General features: G+C 69.7%; 18 protein-coding genes. 12 read left to right on the plus strand and 6 right to left on the minus strand.

The window, feature by feature from the left end; translation table 11 throughout:
* Positions 1 to 86 precede the first annotated feature (86 nt).
* Positions 87 to 545, plus strand: coding sequence for a VOC family protein (locus EAO79_RS17615; RefSeq protein ID WP_124769787.1), 459 nt, complete (start codon positions 87 to 89; stop codon positions 543 to 545).
* Positions 546 to 632: 87 nt separating this feature from the next.
* Here the strand turns inward: EAO79_RS17615 and EAO79_RS17620 are convergent, their stop codons facing one another.
* Positions 633 to 1223 (minus strand): DUF805 domain-containing protein, encoded by a 591-nt coding sequence (locus EAO79_RS17620; protein WP_124769788.1) that lies wholly within the window; start codon positions 1221 to 1223, stop codon positions 633 to 635.
* A gap of 379 nt (positions 1224 to 1602) precedes the next feature.
* Between EAO79_RS17620 and EAO79_RS17625 the strand changes: the two genes are divergently transcribed.
* Entirely contained in the window at positions 1603 to 2874 is a 1272-nt protein-coding gene (locus EAO79_RS17625; protein WP_124769789.1) for an HNH endonuclease signature motif containing protein, read from the plus strand.
* A gap of 439 nt (positions 2875 to 3313) precedes the next feature.
* On the plus strand, positions 3314 to 4657 hold the full coding sequence (locus EAO79_RS17630) for a BNR-4 repeat-containing protein (protein WP_124769790.1): 1344 nt from the start codon (positions 3314 to 3316) through the stop codon (positions 4655 to 4657).
* A 7-nt stretch (positions 4658 to 4664) separates the two neighbouring features.
* On the opposite strand, the gene EAO79_RS17635 is transcribed toward EAO79_RS17630, so the two are convergent.
* The gene (locus EAO79_RS17635) at positions 4665 to 4976 is read right to left on the minus strand and encodes a GNAT family N-acetyltransferase (protein WP_079706940.1); all 312 of its coding nucleotides are present in this window, start codon (positions 4974 to 4976) and stop codon (positions 4665 to 4667) included.
* A gap of 178 nt (positions 4977 to 5154) precedes the next feature.
* Here EAO79_RS17635 and EAO79_RS17640 point away from each other — a divergent pair, with 178 nt between their 5' ends.
* Both EAO79_RS17640 and EAO79_RS17645 read left to right on the plus strand, forming a co-directional pair.
* Positions 5155 to 6423: an ammonium transporter gene (locus tag EAO79_RS17640; RefSeq protein WP_124769791.1), complete on the plus strand. Its 1269-nt coding sequence runs from the start codon at positions 5155 to 5157 to the stop codon at positions 6421 to 6423.
* A 46-nt stretch (positions 6424 to 6469) separates the two neighbouring features.
* Entirely contained in the window at positions 6470 to 7093 is a 624-nt protein-coding gene (locus tag EAO79_RS17645) for a hypothetical protein (RefSeq protein ID WP_124769792.1), read from the plus strand.
* Here the strand turns inward: EAO79_RS17645 and EAO79_RS17650 are convergent.
* Positions 7084 to 7587, minus strand: a complete 504-nt coding sequence (locus EAO79_RS17650; protein WP_124769793.1) for a DUF4188 domain-containing protein — start codon at positions 7585 to 7587, stop codon at positions 7084 to 7086. The genes EAO79_RS17645 and EAO79_RS17650 overlap by 10 nt on opposite strands.
* A gap of 69 nt (positions 7588 to 7656) precedes the next feature.
* Here EAO79_RS17650 and EAO79_RS17655 point away from each other — a divergent pair, with 69 nt between their 5' ends.
* Positions 7657 to 8289, plus strand: a complete 633-nt coding sequence (locus EAO79_RS17655; protein ID WP_124769794.1) for a MerR family transcriptional regulator — start codon at positions 7657 to 7659, stop codon at positions 8287 to 8289.
* 19 nt (positions 8290 to 8308) lie between these two features.
* On the opposite strand, the gene EAO79_RS17660 is transcribed toward EAO79_RS17655, so the two are convergent.
* Both EAO79_RS17660 and EAO79_RS17665 read right to left on the minus strand, forming a co-directional pair.
* Positions 8309 to 9226: a carbohydrate kinase gene (locus EAO79_RS17660; RefSeq protein ID WP_124769795.1), complete on the minus strand. Its 918-nt coding sequence runs from the start codon at positions 9224 to 9226 to the stop codon at positions 8309 to 8311.
* Between the two features lie 37 nt (positions 9227 to 9263).
* Entirely contained in the window at positions 9264 to 10304 is a 1041-nt protein-coding gene (locus EAO79_RS17665; protein WP_124769796.1) for a LacI family DNA-binding transcriptional regulator, read from the minus strand.
* 150 nt (positions 10305 to 10454) lie between these two features.
* On the opposite strand from EAO79_RS17665, the gene EAO79_RS17670 reads away from it, so the two are divergent.
* The 5 genes from EAO79_RS17670 to EAO79_RS17690 all read left to right on the plus strand — a co-directional run bounded on the left by EAO79_RS17670 (position 10455) and on the right by EAO79_RS17690 (position 15661).
* Entirely contained in the window at positions 10455 to 11837 is a 1383-nt protein-coding gene (locus EAO79_RS17670; protein ID WP_124769797.1) for a sugar ABC transporter substrate-binding protein, read from the plus strand.
* Entirely contained in the window at positions 11837 to 12787 is a 951-nt protein-coding gene (locus tag EAO79_RS17675) for a carbohydrate ABC transporter permease (protein ID WP_079706932.1), read from the plus strand. Before EAO79_RS17670 ends, EAO79_RS17675 begins: the two co-directional genes overlap by 1 nt.
* Before the next feature lie 8 nt (positions 12788 to 12795).
* Positions 12796 to 13629, plus strand: coding sequence for a carbohydrate ABC transporter permease (locus EAO79_RS17680; RefSeq protein ID WP_175117588.1), 834 nt, complete (start codon positions 12796 to 12798; stop codon positions 13627 to 13629).
* 53 nt (positions 13630 to 13682) lie between these two features.
* On the plus strand, positions 13683 to 14990 hold the full coding sequence (locus tag EAO79_RS19520; RefSeq protein WP_124769798.1) for a glycoside hydrolase family 32 protein: 1308 nt from the start codon (positions 13683 to 13685) through the stop codon (positions 14988 to 14990).
* A gap of 104 nt (positions 14991 to 15094) precedes the next feature.
* Entirely contained in the window at positions 15095 to 15661 is a 567-nt protein-coding gene (locus EAO79_RS17690) for a DUF2231 domain-containing protein (protein ID WP_124769799.1), read from the plus strand.
* Between the two features lie 34 nt (positions 15662 to 15695).
* Here the strand turns inward: EAO79_RS17690 and EAO79_RS17695 are convergent, their stop codons facing one another.
* Complete coding sequence (locus EAO79_RS17695; protein ID WP_124769800.1) at positions 15696 to 17327, minus strand: LuxR C-terminal-related transcriptional regulator; 1632 nt, start codon at positions 17325 to 17327, stop codon at positions 15696 to 15698.
* 175 nt (positions 17328 to 17502) lie between these two features.
* On the opposite strand from EAO79_RS17695, the gene EAO79_RS17700 reads away from it, so the two are divergent.
* Positions 17503 to 20622 carry a DUF11 domain-containing protein gene (locus tag EAO79_RS17700; RefSeq protein WP_124769801.1) on the plus strand — a complete coding sequence of 1040 codons (3120 nt, stop codon included), beginning with the start codon at positions 17503 to 17505 and terminating at the stop codon, positions 20620 to 20622.
* Positions 20623 to 20693: the final 71 nt, after the last annotated feature.

Consider the following 20693-nt stretch of genomic DNA (forward strand, 5'->3'; position numbering starts at 1 on the left):
GTCCGAGTGCAGGACATGATCTGTCCTAGACGCCTGGGACAGTGGTGCTCGACCGGGAGGAGCCCGGCACGACTCGAGGAGCACGCATGAGCATCACGACCACGACCCACCTCAACTTCCAGGGCGACGCCCGCGCTGCGCTGGAGTTCTACCAGTCCGTCTTCGGCGGGCGGACGACGATCGCGAGCTACAGCGACTTCGGGATGCCGAAGGACGCCCCGGGCGCCGACCTGGTCGTCTTCGGTCAGATCGAATCCGAGGACGGCTTCCGGGTGATGGCGTACGACAGCCCCGGAGCTCCGGCGGCGTCACTGACCGGCACCGGAACGACCCGCCGCGAGCACGGGACGACGGTCACCGAGCAGTCCTGCTTCGTCGCGGTGCGTGGCGAGACGCTCGCGGAGGTCGAGGTGTTCTGGAACCGACTCGTCGTCGGAGGTTCGGTCGTCGAGGAGCTCGCCGCATCCGCCTGGAGCCCCGGCTTCGGCATGGTGACCGACCGGTTCGGTGTCACATGGGTGCTCGACGTCGCGGCGGCCGGCTGAGGCGTCCACGCACGTCCTGTGAGATGGAGAACGGGCCGGTGCGGACATCTCGTCCGCGCCGGCCCGTTCCGGTCGTCAGGTTGCGACTCAGCGCACCGTGTCGAACCGCTGACCCTCTGGCTTCGATGGCAGGAGGACGAGGACGAACAGGATGAGGCCACCGACCGACGGGATGAGCGAGAGGAAGTAGAACGGGCCGGGGAAGTTGGCGTCGTGCAGGCGGCGCCAGGCGAGGGCCAGGTTCGGGACGATGGTCGCCAGCCCGATGAGGCAGAGGAGCACGAAGCCCGTCAGGATCAGCGGAGCAGCCTCGGGGATCTCGAGGATGCCGGGCTGGGTGTAGTACGTCCGTGCGCCCGGGCTACTGTCGAACACGACGGCCTCGCGCTGCGCGGCAGCCGACGTCGCGCCGATCAGGAAGCCCGTGAAGAAGAGGATGTTCGGGATGAGCGCGACGAGGAAGACGAACAGCGTGGCCCACCAGTACTCGCTCCGCGAGGCGCGGCCGGTGAAGGTCGCGTACTTGCGGAGGTAGCGCTTGATGGCCTGCGGGAAGGTCGCCCCGTACAGCGGGAGCGTCAGATCCTCCGGGGAGGCGGCGCCGCGGATCGGAGCGGGCGCGTACGGCTGCCCGTACGCCGGCGTCGCGGGGTATTCAGGGGTGGTGTTGGAACTCATGGTGTCTTTCGATCGAGGTACACGGTACTGAGATCCTGGCATAACACATGACCACTCAAGAACAACTTGCGCCACCGACTGACTTCGGGCATGCTCCGCGGCATTTCGATGATCCCTCTACCGACCCCTGAGTGGCCCCTCCGATCACTGAGCACTCCCCTCTGGCGCCCGAGCACCCCCCCCCCGGTCCCTGAGCCTGTCGAAGGGCAAACGAGGAACCTCTCGCTCCGGCGACCCTCTCCCGGTCCCTGAGCAACCCCCTCCGGTCCCTGAGCAACCTCCTCCGGTCCCTGAGCTTGTCGAAGGGCACACGAGGAAACTTCCACAACCAACTCGACTCGGCATCTGGAATGTCAGTGGTCCATGATGGACTTGTTCCATGACCGAGACCACCCCAACCGCGACCCGCGCAGGCGACGAGTACGCCGCGCAGCTCGCGGAGTTCTCGGACGAGTGGACTGAGATCCACCGGCAACAAGCCGTCCTGGACGCACGGAAGGCGCGCCTCCTGGCCCGCTCCGCCGCCTACGCGGACGCCTTCGCGGACGCCACGGTCCCGGCCATCTTCCCGCCGGCCGAGCGTCAGGCCCTCTCCCGCCGGTCGACCTGTGCAGCCCTCGCCATGGCGACCCGAATACCGGAACGGACGATCCAGCGTGCGACCAACGACGCCGAACGTCTCGTCAACGAGGCACCAGCCGTGCTCGCATCGCTGGAGGCAGGCCGTATCTCGGCGCGGCATGCGCAAGCGATCACCGACCAGCTCTGCGACGTCCCGACCACGGGCCGGGCAGTGTTCCTCGAGCAAGTCCTTCGCGAGGCGGAGCGCATGACCGCCGCAGGACTCAAGAACCGCGCTCGCGTGCTCCGCGAACGACTCCACCCCGAGTCCATTACCGCCCGAGCGGTCCGCTCCGAGGCTGACCGCCGCGTCGAGTTCGAGCCAGCAGCGGACGGCATGGCGTGGGTGCACCTGTTCACCACGGCACCGATCGCGCAGGGCATCATCGAGCGCGTCGAAGCAGCGGCGGCGGAGTCGCGCGCTGCCGGCGACACCCGCACGTGCGCACAACTGCAAGCCGACGCCCTGGCAGCACTCGCCCTCACCGGCGTGACCCCGGACGACGTGATGTCGAGCCCGGTGCTCCCGCATCCCATCGAAGTGCAGGAGCACATCAAGCCCACGGTGCAGATCACGGTCCCGGCGCTCAGCATGGCGGGCGTGAGCGATGCCCCGGCGATGCTCGACGGGTACGGCCCGATCGACCCCGAGACCGCGGCTCGCATCGCGGTGAACGCACCAAGCTTCACCAGGATCCTCGTCCAGCCGGAAACCGGCGCCGTCCTCTCCGTCGGGCGGAATCAATACCGGGTCCCGGCCGACCTGCAACGCGCGGTCCGCCTCCGGGACGGCACCTGTCGCGCACCAGGCTGCGGCAGGCGAGCCAGAGCCTGCGACCTCGACCACTCGGTCGCGTGGGAAGACGGCGGCACCACAGATGTCGGCAATCTCGCCTGCCTCTGCCGACATCACCACCGCTTGAAGCACCTCCCCGGGTGGGACCTCGAGCATCGGCCTGGCGGGGTCCTCGACTGGACGACACCCGACGGGAAGCAGTATCGGACCGAACCGGACCCCGCACCGTTCTGACCGTTTCCGGTCCCTGGGCTGCGCCGCACTGAGCCTGTCGAAGTGTCGAAGGGTTCCTCGTGGGCACTTCGACAAGCTCAGCGACCGAGAAAGGTGTGCCCGAACCGTTTCGGTCCCTGAGCCTGTCGAAGGGTTCCTCGTGCGCACTTCGACAAGCTCAGCGACCGGGAAAGGTGCGCCCGGAACGACGAGGCGTCCTCGTGGACACTTCGACAAGCCCAGTGACCGGAGGAGGTTCACCGGGAACGCCTCGGTCCCTGAGCCTGTCGAAGGGCAGCCGGGTCGTGACACCTCAGTGAGCGGAAGAGGTCCACCCGGGGTGCTCCCGGCACCTCTGCCGGCCAGAGCGCGCTCCGAGCCGCACCACGTCCTGGAAAGCGCTTGCCGAGCGGGCGCTCGCACCGGTAACCTCGTCCGGAACCCCACCCGGAAGGTCGCGATGCTGCGCCGAAACGACACCTCCACCACGCCGATCGTCGTCAACGACAACGCCGCCTGGTGCTGGTTCCAGGACGAGCGCGCACTCGTCGATCCGACCTCGAACCTCCTCGTCGTCGGCTCGATCGCGTCAACGGGCGGCGTCGACGGCGAGCAGCGCGGCGGCAACGTCGAGGTCACCGTCGTCGACCTCAGCACCGGCACCGCCGACGTCGTCGTCCTGCACGAACGTCTGGAGTCCGACGACCACGACGTCCCGGCCCTCTGGCGGCGGCGCGACGGGCGCTGGCTCGCGATGTACACCCGTCACAAGACCGACGACCTCACCCGCTGGCGCATCAGCGAACCACACGACCCACGCCACTGGGGGCCCGAGCACACGTTCGACTGGAGCGCCTACACGGGCGGACTCGGCGTGACGTACTCGAACCTCCACGAACTCGACGGCCGCCTGTACTGCTTCGCCCGCGCCGTCAACGACGACCAGTGCGCGCTCGTGTCGGACGACGACGGCGACACCTGGAGCTACGCCGGCAAGCTGTTCACCCGACCGAAGGTCGGCTACGTCAACGGCTACACGCGCTACGCCTCCTCCCCCGGGCGCATCGACCTCATCACCACCGACCACCACCCACGCGACTACGACAACAGCGTCTACCACGGCTTCCTCGACGCCGACGGGCTCCACCGAACCGACGGTGCCGTCGTCGACCCGCATCCGTTGCGTGGCGACGCACCATCGCAGGTCGAGCTCACCACCCTCGTCGCCGCCGGATCACGAATGCCCGACGGCGGTAGCTGGGCCGGCGACCTGCTCTCCCACTGCTGGACCGTCGACGTGCGACGAGCCCCCGACGGCACCGTGGCCGCCGTCGTCTCCGCCCGCGCCGACGACGGACCAGCGCATCCGGACGCGGCGGCCGAACGACTCCGGCCCGTCCTGGACCACCGGTTCCTGTTCGCCCGCCTGACGCCCGGCGGCTCCTGGCAGGTACACCCACTCGCCCTCGCCGGCCCCGGACTCCTCCCGCACGAGCAGGACTACACCGGACTCGCCACCATCGACCCGGACGACCTCGACTCGCTCTACGTCTCGACGCCGATCGATCCCCGAGACGACCAACCGCTCGCCCACCACGAGATCTTCCACGGTCGCACCGACGACGACGGGGCGACCTGGGCCTGGACGCCGGTCACGGAACGCTCGGACATCGACAACCTGCGGCCGATCGTCGCGCCCGGCGACCCCTCGACCGTCTCGCTCCTCTGGTTCCGCGGGGACATGGCGAGCTCGCAGGACTACCGGTGCGAGGCCGTCCTGCTCCGGCTGCCGCGCACCGGGTGACGACCAGTCACTCGGGCCAGGACACCTCGCCGCTGAAGTCCGGGTGCTTGCGGAGGTAGGCCTGGATGAAGGGGCAGTACGGCACGATCGTCAGTCCTCGCTCGACCGCATCGTCGAGCGCCGCGGCGGCGAGGACGCTGCCGAGCCCCTGCCCACCGAAGTCCGGATCGATCTCGGTGTGGGTGAAGAGGATGCGACCCGGTTCCTCCCGGTACCCGGCGATCCCTGCGACGCGCTCCCCCACGAGGATCTCGTACTCGTGACGCTCGTCGTTGCGGACGACCTGCGGGCCGTCCTCGGGTGTGCTCGATGTCGACATCGGGGCTCCCTTCCGTTCGTCCCCCACTGTACGTCGAGCGATCCGTCATGTGCTGTTTACGCAGCGGCCGATTCCGCAACGTGCCGGAAACACGCGCACAGGCCATCGGAAACACGCCGGTGTCACGCTGGGCGCACCCGACGCGCTCCAGCCGCGTCCCTGCGGAGAGGCACCTCGAATGGATCAAGGAAACACAGCGTTCATCCTGATATCAGCGGCACTCGTGCTGCTCATGACACCAGGGCTCGCGTTCTTCTACGGCGGCCTGGTCAAGGCGAAGAGCGTCATCAGCATGATGATGATGAGCTTCGGCGCACTCGGCCTCATCGGCGTCCTCTGGGTGCTCTACGGGTACGCGATCGCGTTCCCCGGCTCCGAAGGCACCGTCGCCCCCTGGGCGATCGACACCGGGAACATCGGCCTGACCGCCGCCCTCGAGACGCCTGAGGGAGCGGCCTACCCGCCACTCGCCTTCGTCGCCTTCCAGGCCACCTTCGCGATCATCACCGTCGCCCTCGTCTCCGGCGCCATCGCCGACCGCGCGAAGTTCGGCTCCTGGATGATCTTCGCCGGCATCTGGGCGACCGTCGTCTACTTCCCCGTCGCGAGCTGGGTGTTCAACTTCGGCCTCGCCGACGACGGCAGCTTCGCCTACGGCGGTTGGATCACGCACGGCCTGCAGGACGTCTTCGGCGTCGGCGTCATCGACTTCGCCGGTGGCACCGCGGTCCACATCAACGCCGGTGCTGCAGCCCTCGCCCTCGCGCTCGTCCTCGGCCGCCGCGTCGGATTCAAGAAGGGCGTCCACATCCCCCACAACCCGCCGTTCGTCCTCCTCGGCGCCGGTCTGCTCTGGTTCGGCTGGTTCGGCTTCAACGCCGGTTCGGAACTGGCGGCCGACGGCACCGCGGCACTCGTGTTCGTCAACACCATCGCGGCCCCGGCAGCAGCCCTGCTCGCCTGGCTCGTCGTCGAGAAGATCAAGGACGGCAAGCCGACCTCCGTCGGTGCCGCGTCGGGTGCCGTCGCCGGTCTCGTCGCGATCACTCCGGCGTGCGGTTCGCTGCACCCGATCTGGGCCATCGTCCTCGGCCTCGTCGCCGGTGTCGTGTGTGCCCTCGCCATCGAGCTGAAGTTCAAGCTCGGCTTCGACGACTCGCTCGACGTCGTGGGCATCCACCTCGTCGGCGGCCTCATCGGCACCCTGTACCTCGGCTTCTTCGCCAACGGCACCGGCCTCTTCATGGGTGGTGACGCTTCGCAGCTGCTCGTCCAGGCGATCGCCGCGTTCGCCGTCCTCATCTACTCCTTCGTGCTCGCCTTCATCATCGGCTTCGCGATCGAGAAGACGATCGGCTTCCGCGTGAAGAACGAGGACGAGATCGCCGGCATCGACACCGTGGTCCACGGTGAAGAGGGATACGTCCTGGTCGACACCAAGGCCTGATCCACCGGCCTGAACGACCTGCCCGACCCGACCCGACGAGGACGAGATGCGCGGAGCAGCTGGACCCGAACCGGCTGCCACCCCCGCTCATCTCGTCCTCGTCGACGTCGCGTCACGACCACCGGCCGACCCGGGCCGGCCCCGGCTCGTCCGGTTCGCCGACCTCGTGCGGCAACCACTCGACCGCGGCCGAGGAAGCGTGCGAGACGTCTGGACGAGCACCGACGTCGACCGCCGCATCCGCTGGCGACTGCAGGTCGTCGAGCTCCGTGACGCCGCCGGGCTCATCGCCGCTCCCGACGACATGAACCACGCGATCGTCGGCTTCGCAGGCCCACAGGTCGCGGTCCGCGCGGGTGGGAACGAGCTGAACGGCCCCGGACGCATCCTGCACCGCGACGAGGTCCTGACCGTCCGAGAGGCCTCGGTGCGCCTCTCGAGGCCGCGGCTGCGGGCCTCGGGGTCGAGCTCGATGATCCTGCTGAGCTACAGCACCTCGGAGGACCCGCCGACGCTGAACTTCGAGCAGCCGGAGACCGCGCACGATCCCGCCGACGGCCTGCGGATCACCCTCGCCCTGCGCGGTCCGATCCGGCGCGGCGACGGCGAGGTCCCGCAGGGTGCCGCCCTCGTCTCCGCTCCCCTCGCGGTTCCGCCGCGCTACCGCTGACCGCTACCGCGGACCGGCGTCCGGCCGTCGGCGAACCGCTGTCGCGCGTGCTGCTGCCGCGACCCGACCGGCACCGCCTCGGTCGCCGCGGGGAGCCCCATGGACGGCGTCGACACGTAGATACTCTCGGCGCGGTCGACGAGGAACGTCTCGTGCCAGACGCCGACGGCCTTCGGAGCAGACCGGGCGCGCTTGTTGAACCGCGACCAGGCAGGCCGATGGGCGGAGGCCGGTGCCGACGCGTAGGCGTAGAGCTTGTCGATCGACGACCAGTACTGCACGAGGTACGGGCCGCTGGAACCGAGCAGGATGTGCGAACCGAGGAGCCCGGACTCCGGGTCGGACATGAGCTCCTGCAGCATGCGCGGCATGTCACCGAAGATCGGGAGCCATTTGTCCACCCGCCACCACTGGTTGATGGTCATCCCGATGTGGAACACGACGAGCTCCCCCTCGTGACGATGGGTGATTCGGCCGACGACGACGCGTGACATAGACTGCTCCTGTTCGATAGTGACGCTATCCAAGTTGGATAGTAGCACTATCCAGACGAGGAGGACAGCATGAGGATCTCGGAACTCGCGGCAGTGTCCGAGGTGCCGGTGGCCACCATCAAGTACTACCTGCGCGAGCAACTCCTCCCGGAGGGCGAGCGCACCTCGGCGACCCAGGCGAGCTACGGCGACGCCCACGTGTCCCGGCTCCGCGTGATCCGCGCACTGCTCACTGCCGGCGTGAGCATCGCGGAGACCCGGAACGTCGTCGCCGCGCTGGACTCGCCGCCGGCGGGTCCGTACGACCTCCTCGGCGTCGCCCACACCGCTGTCACCCCGCGCTCGAGTGGTCCGGTCGACACGACCCGCGCACTGGAGCTCTACGAACGACTCGGCGGGATCGAGGCGCAATGCGATCCCGGACTCCTCGCCGGCCTGGCCGGAGCCCTGGACGCCCTGGAACGAGCCGGCTTCACCATGCCACCCGCAGTCCTCGACCGCTATGTCGACGCAGCGCGCCGCATCGCCGAAGCCGAGATCGACGGCATCCCGGCGGACTCACCCGAGCTCGCGGTGCAGTACATCGTGCTCGGCACCGTGCTCACCGAACCACTGATCCTCGCCCTCCGTCGGGCGGCCCAGCAGGTGGTGTCGTCGGAGCGCTTCGCCGGGACGGAACTCCCGCCGTCCGAGTCGTCCTGACGCGCAGACGTCGTGCGCCTCAGGCGTCGAGTTCCGCCGAGGTGGGCGGGTTCGCTCCTGGCCGCGACACCGTGATGCTCGCGGCCCGCGCGGCGCGGTCGAGCAGCTGCTGCAGCACCTCCTCGGACACCTCGCGAAGTCGCTCCTCGGCCCCGGGCCCAGCGATACCGGCAGTCAGCAGTCCGTCGATCAGCGCACCCATGAACGTGTCGCCGGCACCGACGGTGTCGGCCACCTGCACCCGCGGCGTCTCGATCTCGAGCACGGAACCGTCTCTGACCGCGACCGCCCCGTCACCACCCATCGTCACGACCACGAGTCCCGGCCCGGCCGCGACCCATTCCCGAGCGGCGTCGACCGGTGCCACACCGGGCAGCAGGAACGCGACGTCCTCGTCACTCGCCTTCACGACGTGGGCGCGCGCGATGCAGTCGAGGGCCGCCTGGCGGACGCGGGCCGCGTCGTCGATGAGTGATGGCCTGATGTTCGGGTCGTAGGTGATGAGCGCCGAGGGACGACGCGTCTCGACCAGCTCGCGCAGACGGTCGGCACTCGGCTCGAGGACCGAGGCGATCGAGCCGGTGTGGACGACGGCGGCGTCCGGCGCACCCGAGGCCTCCAGATCGAGCGAGAGGTCGAACTCGTAGGTGGCCGCCCCCTCGGAGTCGAGGGTCGCCTGAGCTGTGGACGTCCGACCGGTCGGAGCCGACACGAGGGTCACCGCGGACGCGTCGAGCCAGGAGCGGATCGCCGCGCCGCGCTCGTCGTCGCCCACATGGGTCACCAAGGCCGGGGCACGGCCCAGCCGACCGAGGGTGATCCCGACGTTCGCCGGGCTGCCGCCGGGGCTCTCCGCCTGCGTCCCGTCGAGCCGCCGGACGATGTCGATGAGGGTCTCGCCGGCGAGGAGGACGTCGGTCTTGGGGGCTGCGTGCATGGCATCTCTCTCTGCTGGGTGCGAGGGTCGGGTGGCGTCAACCGGCGTCGGTCGACACCGCGGCGATGAGCGAGTCGCGCTCGATGATCGGCATCGTGACCAGCTCGTGCCCGAGGGCGTGCTGACCGAGGAGCATCGAGGCTCCGAGCGCGCCGATCTCCTGGTAGGGCAGCCGCGCGGTGGTGAGGCCCGGGCGCAGGTAGCCGGCGAGGATCTCGTCGTCGAAGGAGACGACGGAGACGTCCTGCGGGATCCGACGCCCCTGTTCGAGCAGCACCTGGTAGGCACCGAAGGCGACGCCGTCGTTCGCGGCGAGGATCGCCGTGACGTCCGGGTGGCGCTCGAGGAGCGTCGCCGTCGCCTCGTAACCGGGTTCCGGCTGCCACTCGACGATGTCGACCCGAGCAGGTTCGATCCCGGCCTCCGCGAACGCCGCGGCGATGCCCGCGAAGCGGAGTGCCACCGTCGCCGTCTGTCGCGGATCGTTGATGACGTCCTGCGGCAGGTCGCCGACCACGCCGATCCGTCGGTGACCCGCGTCGACGAGCCGCTTCGCGACCGCGTACCCGGCAGCTCGTTCGTCGGGCAGGACGTTCGCGTGTCCCGAGGAGGACGCTCCGTTGAGCACCACGACGGGGACACCGGTCGAGGTGGCGGGGAGGTCGATGAGGCGGGCGCCGAGGAGGCCGATGAGGATGCCGTCGACGCGGTGGTCGATCATCGTCTCGAAGGCGCGGGCGAGGCCGCCCTCGATCCCCTCGGTCTCCGCGATGAGCATCGTGTGGTCGTGGGTCTTCGACACCTCGAGCGCGCCGCCGATGAGCCCTGAGGCGTGCCGGGTGAGCGTGACCTCGTCGGAGATGAACCCGATCGTCCTGGTCTTCCCGCGGCGCAGCACCTGGGCCGCGGGGTTCGGGCGGTAGTCGAGCTCCGCCGCGGCGGCGCGGACCCGCTCGACGGCGTCCGCGGACAGCCGGGAACCGGGGCGGTCGTTCATGATCATGCTCACCGCGGCCTTGGACATGCCCGCGCGCTCCGCGACGTCCGCCAGGGTCGTGCGGCGGCGTTGCGTGGACATGACACTCCCTCGTGCGGTTTGCTGAATCAGTTCAGCATATCGCGCGGAGCTGTGTTATGTTTCGACTGCTGAATCCGTTCAGCACCTCCATTCACGGCTCATCGTCCGCGCCCTGCGAACGGTCGGCCCCGATTTCGCAGGAGCAACAACGTGGTTGATCTGAGTCGCAGGGCGGCACTCGCCCTGCTCGGTCTCGGTCTGGCGGGCACGGCCATCTCCTGGCCGCGCCTCACCGGCGGAGACATCCCCGGCCGAGGTGACGACGCCCTCACCGTCGCCCTCTTCGGCACCGCCCAGGACGCCGCCGCCCGGCAGTCGCTCGTGGACGGCTTCCAGAAGCTGCACCCCGACATCCCCGTCCGGATCATCGCGATCCAGGGCCAGGACTGGGGCAACTTCTTCGCCAAGATCCTCACGATGGTCGCGGCCGGCACCCCGCCGGACATCGTGTCGGTCGCCACGGAGGGCACCCAGCTGTTCGCCGAGCGCCTCGCCCACCCGATCGACGAGTACGTGCAGCGCGACGCCGCCGAACTGCAGGAGTACTTCGACGACGTGAACCCCTCGCTCATCGAGTCGTTCATGTACAAGGGCAATCTGTTCCAACTGCCGGACAACTTCAACGCGGCGAACATGTACTACAACACCTCCGCGTTCGAGCGGGCCGGCCTCGAGCGTCCGCGTGACGACTGGTCGGTCGACGACTTCTTCGCCGTCGGCCGCACCATGCAGGCCAGCGCCCCCGGATCGTTCCTCCCCTACTTCTGGAACAACCGGCTCTGGGGCGGTGTCGTGCCCTGGTTGTACATCAACGACACGAGCTTCCTCACCGAGGAGAAGGCACCCGGCGGCGACTGGATGTGGTCCAAGTTCTACCCGGACGAGACCCCTCGTGGTGGTGGGTACCTGTGGGAGAACGCCGACGCGCTGAGCGACCGCACCGTCGAGAGCTTCGAAGTCCTGCAGCGCATGGTCTCCGAAGGGATCGCCGCGAACCCCGCCCAGGGCGGCGGCAACGAGCTCGTCTCGCTCTTCTCCCGCGGCTCGGTCGGCATGACGCCGGCCGGCGGGTTCTGGGTCAAGGGACTCAACGACGCCGGCCTCGGCGACGACGAGTACGACGTCACCTACTTCCCGAAGATGCGCGGACAACGCCACCAGTTCGGAGCCGGCGGCTACGCGATGATGCAGACCTCCGAACGCAAGGACGAGGCGTGGGAGTGGATGAAGTACTGCATCTCCGTCGAGGGCATGTCGATCGCGCACAGCCAGCCCGACTCGTCGCTGCCCCGGCGCTCACTCAACGCCCAGCTGTACGGCGGTGACATCGGACCGAAGCACTGGGAGGTCTTCTACGACACCCTCGACCGGTTCCCGACGACCGGACCGATGCCCGCGCCGCCCCAGCAGGCCGCCGTCGAGTCGGCCCTCATCAAGAACGTGGTCGGCGCGATCACGAACGGCCCGAACGGCGTCCGCCGCGGGCTCGAGACGATGCAGCGGGACCTCGAGCTCGCGCTGAAGGGACGATGATGGCACTGCAGTCACCGACGGCGACCCGGGCACTGGTCGTCCCGCCCGAGGCGAAGACCGGCCGCCGACGTCCCGCGCCGCGCGGGAGCCGCCTGCTCGTCTGGGTGTTCCTCGCCCCCACGCTGATCGGCCTCGGACTCTTCAGCTTCGTCCCGATCATCGGGTCGTTCGTCCTCGCCTTCTTCCGGTGGGACATCATCTCGGCACCCGAGTTCGTCGGCGTCGGCAACTTCGTCGACCTCGCCGCCAACCCCACGGTGCGCGTGTCCTTCCTGAACACGGTCGGCTTCGTGGTCGTGGCGGTGACGCTCCAGCTCGCCGTCGCGCTCCTGCTCGCGATCCTCGTGCAGTCGCGGATGCCGGAATGGCTGCGTACCTTCTTCCGCTCCGCGCTGTTCTTCCCGTTGGTGCTGTCGGCCGCATCCGTGTCGCTCGTGATGTCGTACCTGTTCAACCAGGAGTTCGGCCTCGTCAACGAGTTCCTCGGGCTCTTCGGCGTCGGGAACATCGGCTGGCTGACGACCGGGTTCGGGGCGAAGATCGTCGTCCTCCTCGTCTACGTGTGGCAGAACTTCGGCTTCACCTTCCTGCTGTTCATCGGCGGACTCGCCGCGATCCCGCGCGAGGTCTACGAGGCGTCGTCGCTCGACGGCGCGTACGGCTGGAGCCAGTTCCGGAACGTCACCCTGCCCCTCGTGAGCCCCACCATGCTCGTCGCGTCCGTCATGGCCATCATCAGCGCCCTGCAGATCTTCGACCAGCCGTACGTCCTCACGCGAGGTGGGCCGGGAGACGACACCCGTACCGCGGTGATGGTGATCTACGAGTCCGCATTCCAGCAGCTCGACTTCGGTCTCGCCGCAGCGATCGGCATCGTGCTGACGCTCCTGATCATGCTCGTCACCGCCGCACAGTTCCGGCTGAGCAAGCGTTTCGTCTTCTACGGATGAGGTCCCAGATGTCCATCGCAGCAGTCACCCCCGACTCGTCACGCCGCCGACTCGCCACGGCCGGGAAGTTCCTCGTCCTCGTCATCGCCGCGTTCCTCACACTCGCGCCCGTCGTGTGGACGCTCATCACGGCGCTCACCCCCGCGAACGTCGACACCGGGCAGACCGAGTTCGGCCCGGGCGCGTTCATCGACGTCTTCCAGAAGATCCCGATCCTGCTCTACACGTGGAACAGCGCGCTGGTGACGCTCCTCATCGCGGCCGGGCAGATGCTCAGCGCGGCGATGGCCGGCTACGTCTTCGCGCGCTTCGACTTCGGCGGCAAGCGCATCCTGTTCGGCCTCATCCTCGCCACGATGATGGTGCCGATGCAGGTGACGATCGTCCCCGTGTTCATGCTCATCCGCGGCATGGGCCTGTCGGACACGCTCCTCGCGCTCATCATCCCGATGATCCCGACGGCGTTCGGCACGTTCCTCATGCGGCAGTACTTCATGGGGTTGCCGCCGGAGCTCGCCGAGGCGGCGCAGATCGACGGGGCGGGACCGTGGAAGATCTTCTTCCGCATCTACCTGCCGCTCGCCGCCCCGGGCCTCGCGATCGTCGGCATCCTCGCGTTCAACTACCACTGGAACGAGTTCTTCCGGCCATTGATCCTGACGATCAGCGAGCAGAACTTCACCCTCCCGCTCGGGCTCGTGACCCTGCAGGGCAACCTCGGTACCGGGTCGGTCGCAACCGTCCTCGCCGGTGTCGTCCTGTCCATGATCCCGGCTGCGCTGGTCTTCGTCTTCGGCCAGAAGCCGCTGCGCGAAGGGCTCACCGCCGGCGTCAGCAAGTGACCAGCACCACCGCCCTCCCCTCGATCCGACTGATCTCGAACCGAAAGGAAGCCATGACCGGCCTCCACGCAACGCACGTCCTCGACCGCGGCTTCCCGCTGCTGCACCCGCGACCCGAGGCCGGGTGGTTGAACGATCCGAACGGCATCATGTTCGTCGACGGTCGCTGGCACGTCTTCTTCCAATACAACCCGGGGTCGGCCCGGCACGAGGACATCCACTGGGGTCACGTGAGCTCGCCGGACCTGCTCGCCTGGGAGGAGCACCCGGTGGCCCTGGCACCCCGCCCGGGCACCACCGACGGCTTCGGCTGTTGGAGCGGCGTCGGGGTCGTCGACCAGGGCCGGCCGTCCGTCGTCTACTCGGGCGCGCGTGACCGGCACGGGTTCTCGGAGGTCGTCGTCGTCCACGGCTCGGCGGATGCGCAGGACTGGACCGGCGAACGCATCGTCGCTGCCGGGCTCCCCGCCGATGAGCGTGTGACGATGGTGCGCGACCCGTTCCTCTTCGAGCTGGGTGGGCGCCGCTGGGCGATCCAGGGCGCCGGCCGCTCCGACGTCGGTGGCGCACTACTCCTCTACGGCGTCGACGACCTCGACGCCTGGACCGAGGAGGGATACCTGCTGACGGCCGAGGCACCGGTCGTCTCGGAGCTCGCTCCGTGCGAAGGGTGGGAGTGCCCGCAGCTCGTGCGGGTCGGCGACGACTGGGTGCTGCTGGTGTCGCTGTGGCTCGATGGCCAGCCGCACCGCGGGGTGGCCTGGGTCCTCGGGTCGATGGAGCTCGACGAGGCCACCGGGCGACCCGTGTTCAGCGCCCGCCGGACCGGCATCATCGACGAGGGGTCGAGCTTCTACGCACCGCAGGCCGTGCAGTCCGACGGCTCGGACGGACAGTCGGAGCGGGTGCTGCTCTGGGGCTGGGCGCAGGAGATCGCTCCCGATGGCGTGCGCGGCCGGACGCAGGCGGACACCGACGAGCAGGGTTGGTCGGGCATGCTGACGTTCCCGCGCGAGCTCGTGGTCCGGGGCGACGAGGTCGAGCTGATCCCGGCGCGGGAGCTGACGGGACTCCGGGCCGAGGTCATCGGCGCGGCGGAACTCCCTGATCAGGCGGAGGTGCGACTCACGGGCGCAGGCGCGGCCTCCCTCGAGCTGTCGGGTTCGGACACGCAGCTGATCTGGCACGGCGAGCTGGCCGACGGGGACGAGGTCCGGATCCTCATCGACGCGTCGATCGTCGAGATCCACCACACCGGGCACCCCGCTCGGACGTTCCGGGCGTATCCGGCCGACGCCGAGCGGTACGCCGTGCGACACGACGCGACCGTGCGAGCCGAGGCCTGGTCCCTGGAGGTCTGACGGCCTGAGCGACTCCCGCGCGACGCCGCCGGCCGATGCAACCACGCATCGTCCGGCGGCGTCAAGGTGTACGCCCAGGTTCTTCGAACGCGTAGCGTCCCCCTATGACGACCGTCGAGACGCTGGACCCCACTGCCATCGAACGCACCGAGCTGAGCCTGCGCCGGGCAAAGCGGCCGACGTCGATCCTCGCGGGTCCGTATGGTCACCCACTCCATGCGGTCGCCGTCACGATCCCGATCGGTGCATGGACGGCGAGCCTCGTGTTCGACCTCGCCTCACGCTTCGTCGACGATCCGAAGTCGTTCGCGCGCGGGGCGACCTGGCTCGTCGGGATCGGTCTCGTCGGCGCATCCGGAGCAGGGACGCTCGGACTCATGGACCTGCGCACCATCGACCGTGGCACCCCCGCCCGACGGATCGCCCTCACCCACCTCGTGGCGAACGTCGCCGCGGTCACCCTGTTCACCGGCAGCCTGATCATCCGGGCCCGATCACCGCACCACCGAGCGGGCGTCGCAGGCGTCCTGTGCAGCGTGCTCGGGTACGGCCTCGTCGGGCTGTCGGGCGTGCTCGGCGGCGAACTCACCTATCGCTACGGCGTGCGGGTCGCCGACGAGGAGACCCAGCGCAGCGGCTACGCGCAGAAGCAGGCGCTTCCGGCGCACTGAGCGCGACCCGCGTCGGATCCGCCCCACTCCACGTTCACCGCTCGGTCGGGAGCAGTCCCAGCCGCCGTGCGGTGGCCAGTGCGTCCTCACGGGAGTCGACGCCGAGCTTCCGGTAGACGTTCCGGAAGTGGAACTTCACCGTGTTCGCGGACACGTACAGCGCCTGAGCGATGTCCTGCCGGGTCCGACCCTCCGCGGAGAGCTGGAGGATCCGGCGCTCGGTGGCGGTGAGCTCCACGAGCTGCACGGTCTCCGGCGTCGGCTCGGGGCTCGAAGCGAGCGTCCGCTCGATCCGCGCATGGGTCTCGCTGGGCGACATCGTGCCGAGGAGGTGTCGAAGCGGCCTGCGTGGCGCGACCACGAACGGTGTGAGCATCCCGGTCCGCGCCGTCGTCGCGATCGCCTGCAGGAGATGCCGCCGACCGTCCTCGTCCGAGTCGTCGGCGAGCGCCGAGGTGATGAGCAGCTCCGTCTGCGCACCGGCGTCGATGTGCTCCTCTGCGAGCCCGGCGGTGGCGAGTTCCCGCGCGAGGGGTTTGCGGTCGGTCAGGAGCGCGAGCCGCGAGGCGACCGCGGCGGTGTGGGCGTTCCGGTCACGGCCGTCGAGGAGGACGCTGGCCTCCGTCGGACGGTCGAGGGCGAGGAGGAGTGACGCTTCCACGGCGTCGAGGAGTCGCTCCGACCCGGCATGACGCAGGCTGCGACCGGCGAACACCCGGGTGCGTTCGATGAGCTGCAGCGCCGCCCGTCGATCACCCCAGAGGAGTGCGTGCTGCGCCTGCGCGTAGGTGATGAACGGTGCCCAGGACCGCTCGCGGTTGACCTGGAGCTCCAGCGTCGCGAGCGCCGCCTCCGCCGCCGCCCGGTCGACACGGGCGATGGCGATCAAGGCCCGGGCGATGGCACCCGACAGTTGGACCAGCGGGACCATCCACCCGTGCGCGCCGCCCCCGTCGTCGTGGCGTCCGAGCCAGCGGTCCGCCTCCACGATCTCGCCGCGCACCGCGTAGAGCAGGGCGAGCTTGCCGGAGGCGTCACCGCCGTTCCGGCCGTCCCACGACTCGTGTCGGAGCTCGTACGCCTCGCGGAGCACGAGGCTCGCCTCGTGGAGGTCACCTACGAGCAGTTTCGTGATCCCCACCTGCAACAGGGCGGTGGGGACGCGGGGCGCGAACTCGGTCGGGCGGTGCACGCGGGCCCGTCGCGCGAGCTCCTCGGTGATCCGCGCGTAGTGCAACGCGCGCTGGTGCCGACCGTGCACGCGGTAGGCGATCATGAACGCCGTCGATGCGCTCAGGCTGATGCGCGCGAGCTCGGTGCGAGCTCGGTCCCGGAGGTCGTCGGGATCGGTCGGGAGCTGGAACCGCCCCACCGACTGGTCGAGTGCGTCGGTCTCCCCACGGATGTTGAGCCGGATCTCCCGGACGGCGAAGACGATGGGGTGGTTCGAGAGCACGCGCGCCGGGAGCGCCTGCAGCGCACGGTCGAGCGTCGCGAGGTCGAGCGCCATGAGGATCCCCCACTCGTACTCGATCACCGAGACGACCGTGTCCCAGTCCTCCTCCTGGATGGCCGTGGTGAGGAGACGGGTGACCGGGGCGACGTCCGTGGGGTGGAGGAACCCCGCCCCGAGGGAGGGAAAGTACCTATTCCGACCGATGTGCACGGGTCAACCCTAGGTGACCCTCACCTGTCGGGGAACACCCGGGGCAGGATGCGGGGTGGTCTTTGGCCGATCCGCCCGGAACGCGTCGGGGTTGCCGCTCTACTGATCCTCGGCCCCACAGCTGGGGCCAGGTTTTCGGCGGGCGCACCGCCGCTTCACGGGGAAGGCAGCACACATGCAGCAGCACACGGGTCGAAGGAGTCACCGCGCACGGTGGCGGAACCGGTGGGGGGCACCGTCCGCCGGTCGCGCGACCATGGGGATCATCGGGGTGACCGTCCTGTCGGCCCTCTCGCTCGTCGGGGTCGGCTCGAGCGCGCAGGCGCTGCCCGGGACCCCGGGGACGCCGCAGTCGGGATCGATCGTCTACGCCGAGGACTTCGAGAACGGAGCGACGTCGCCGACGTACATCGAGGACTACGTCGGCGCCGACGGCACGCGCTACACCGCGGACGCCTCCTGGCGCGACCACGCCCAGTGCAACGGCAACGTGACGAGCTTCGCCTCGTCAGCGGAGCCGCAGTGTTTCGCGGAATCGGCGTCCGGTGAAGGACGCACGCGGCAGCTCGCCTGGGCCCTCGGCGCCGGCGACACGACCAACCACTCCGTGAGCGCCTGGACGTCGCAGCAGAACCTCACCATGAACCCGCCGAACGCGGTCGAGTTCGCGACCGTCGACCCGATCGCGCTCACAAGCGCCGGCCGGTTCCTCACGACCTCGGTGGACCTCGCCGCGGTGTCCTGCAACGCGTCGCAGCAGCCCGTCCTCGAGTTCTTCCTCACCGACGACCAGGGCGACGCGCACTCCGTCGGTGCCGTCAACGGGTGCACCGCAGCCGGTTCCCGCTCCGTCACCGCGCCGGCGACCGGTGCGGCCGGGGCGGAGAACGTCCGCGTCGGCACCTACGTCTCGCCGGGAGCCGTCCTGCTCCCCGGGGCGACCGTCGGCATCGTCGCCCGCAACCTGACCGGCGGCGGCACGGCCGGCAACGACCACGCCTTCGACAACATCCAGGTGCTCGACGTCTCCCCGCAGTTGGACAAGTCGTTCAGCCCGGCGAGCGTCGTCGCCGGTGAGACGTCCACGCTGACCCTCACGATCACGAACACCGACGAGCTCGCGGCGAAGAACGGCTGGTCCTTCACGGACGCGCTGCCCGCCGGCCTGACGATCGCCGACGGCGACGCCTCGACCACCTGCCCGTCGGGTGTGGTCACCGCGCCCGAGGGCGGCTCGTCGATCGACGTCACCGGGAACCTCAGCCAGGGCATGACCTCCTGCGCCGTCACCGTCGAGGTCACGTCGCCCGTCGCCGGGACGTTCACGAACGGTCCCGACAACATCACGAGCGTGGGCCTCAACCCGCCGGCCGACGCCACGGTCGAGTTCGTGCCGCAGGCTCCCGCGATCACCGTCGTGAAGTCCGCGTCACCCGCTGCTGCGGAGTACGCCGTCGGCGACGAGATCACCTACTCCTTCCTCGTCACCAACACCGGCAACGTGCCGCTCACCGACGTCCAGGTCGACGAGGGCGCGTTCACCGGGACCGGTGACCTCTCCGACGTCGTCTGCCCGCCGGGAGCGGCGACGCTCGCCCCCGCGGCGGCCGTCACCTGCGAGGCCACCTACACGATGACGCAGGCCGACATCGATGCCGGGACCGTCTCCAATTCGGCCACCGCGACCGGGACCCCGCCGCAGGGCCAGCCACCGGTCTCACCGCCGTCCGAGGTCACCATCCCGGGCGTGGCCCAGGCCCCGGCGCTCACCGTCGCGAAGTCGGCGACGCCGACGACGGTCGCGAACGCCGGCGAGGACGTCACCTACTCGTTCCTCGTCACCAACACCGGCAACGTCACCCTCTCCGACGTCTCGATCATCGAGGGCGACTTCACCGGCACCGGCGAGCTCTCCGACGTGGTCTGCCCGGCCGCAGCCGACTCGCTCGCCCCGGCGGCGACCGTCACCTGCGAAGCGAGCTACACGGTCACGCAGGCCGACGTCGACGCCGGCTCGGTGACCAACTCGGCGACCGCGACCGGCACCCCGCCGGCAGGCGGCACTCCCCCGGTCTCACCGCCGTCGGAGACCACGGTCGAGTTCCCCGCCGCGCCCGCCATCACGGTGGCGAAGTCCGCGACGCCGACCACGGTCGCGAACGCCGGCGAGGACGTCACCTACTCGTTCCTCGTCACCAACACCGGCAACGTCACGCTGACGAACGTCGGGGTCGTCGAGGGCGACTTCACCGGCACCGGTGAGCTGTCCCAGGTCGTCTGCCCGCCGGCGGCCGGCTCGCTCGCTCCCGCCGCGACGGTCACCTGCGAGGCCACCTACACGGTGACCCAGGCCGACGTCGATGCGGGATCGGTCACGAACAGCGCGACCGCGACCGGCACCCCGCCGAACGGTGGCACTCCCCCGGTCTCGCCGCCGTCGGAGACCACCGTCGCGTTCCCGGCGACACCCGCCATCACGGTCGTGAAGTCGGCCGATGCGATGGCCCAGGACGGCCTCGCGGTCGGCCAGGTCGTCACCTACTCCTTCCTCCTCACCAACACCGGGAACGTCACGCTGACGAACCCGACGGTGGTGGAAGGGGAGTTCTCCGGCGCCGGCGAGCTGTCCGACGTCGTCTGCCCGGCCGAAGCCGCTTCGTTGGCACCGGGCGCGACGATCACCTGCGAGGCCACCTACACGGTCGTGCAGGCCGACGTCGACGCGGGGCTGATCACGAACTCGGCGACCGCGACGGCGACGCCGCCGAACAGCGTGAACGGTGTCCCGCCGGTCTCGCCGCCGTCCGAGGTCACGATCCCGTCGCCGCCCGTCCCCGGCCTCTCGGTGGTCAAGACGGCCGACGTCGAGCGGGCCACGACTGCGGGACAGGTCATCACCTACTCGTTCCAGGTGACGAACACCGGCAACGTCACGCTGCGTGACGTCGCGGTCGAGGAAGGTGACTTCACCGGCACCGGGACGCTCGCCGCGATCGCCTGCCCGACGGGCACGGCGCTCCTCGCCCCCGGGCTCCAGGTCGTCTGCACCGCGACCTACACGGTCACCCAGGCGGACCTGAACGCGGGCTCGATCCACAACACCGCGTTCGGGACCGGCGTGACGCCGGGCGGCGAGTCGTTCACCTCCGACCCGTCCACGGCGACCGTGAGCACGCCGGGTCCGGTGCTCGCCTCGACCGGTACGACCGTCGCACCACTGGTGGTCGGAGCGGCGATCCTGCTGCTGCTCGGTACCGGACTCGTCATCCGACGCCGCCTCGTCACCGGGCGCTGACCCGGACCTGACCGATCGGGCGGGTCGAGCCTTCGGGCTCGGCCCGCCCGTCGTCCTTCCACCACCACTAC

It is taken from the genome of Plantibacter sp. PA-3-X8, from assembly GCF_003856975.1.
GTDB lineage: Bacteria > Actinomycetota > Actinomycetes > Actinomycetales > Microbacteriaceae > Plantibacter > Plantibacter auratus.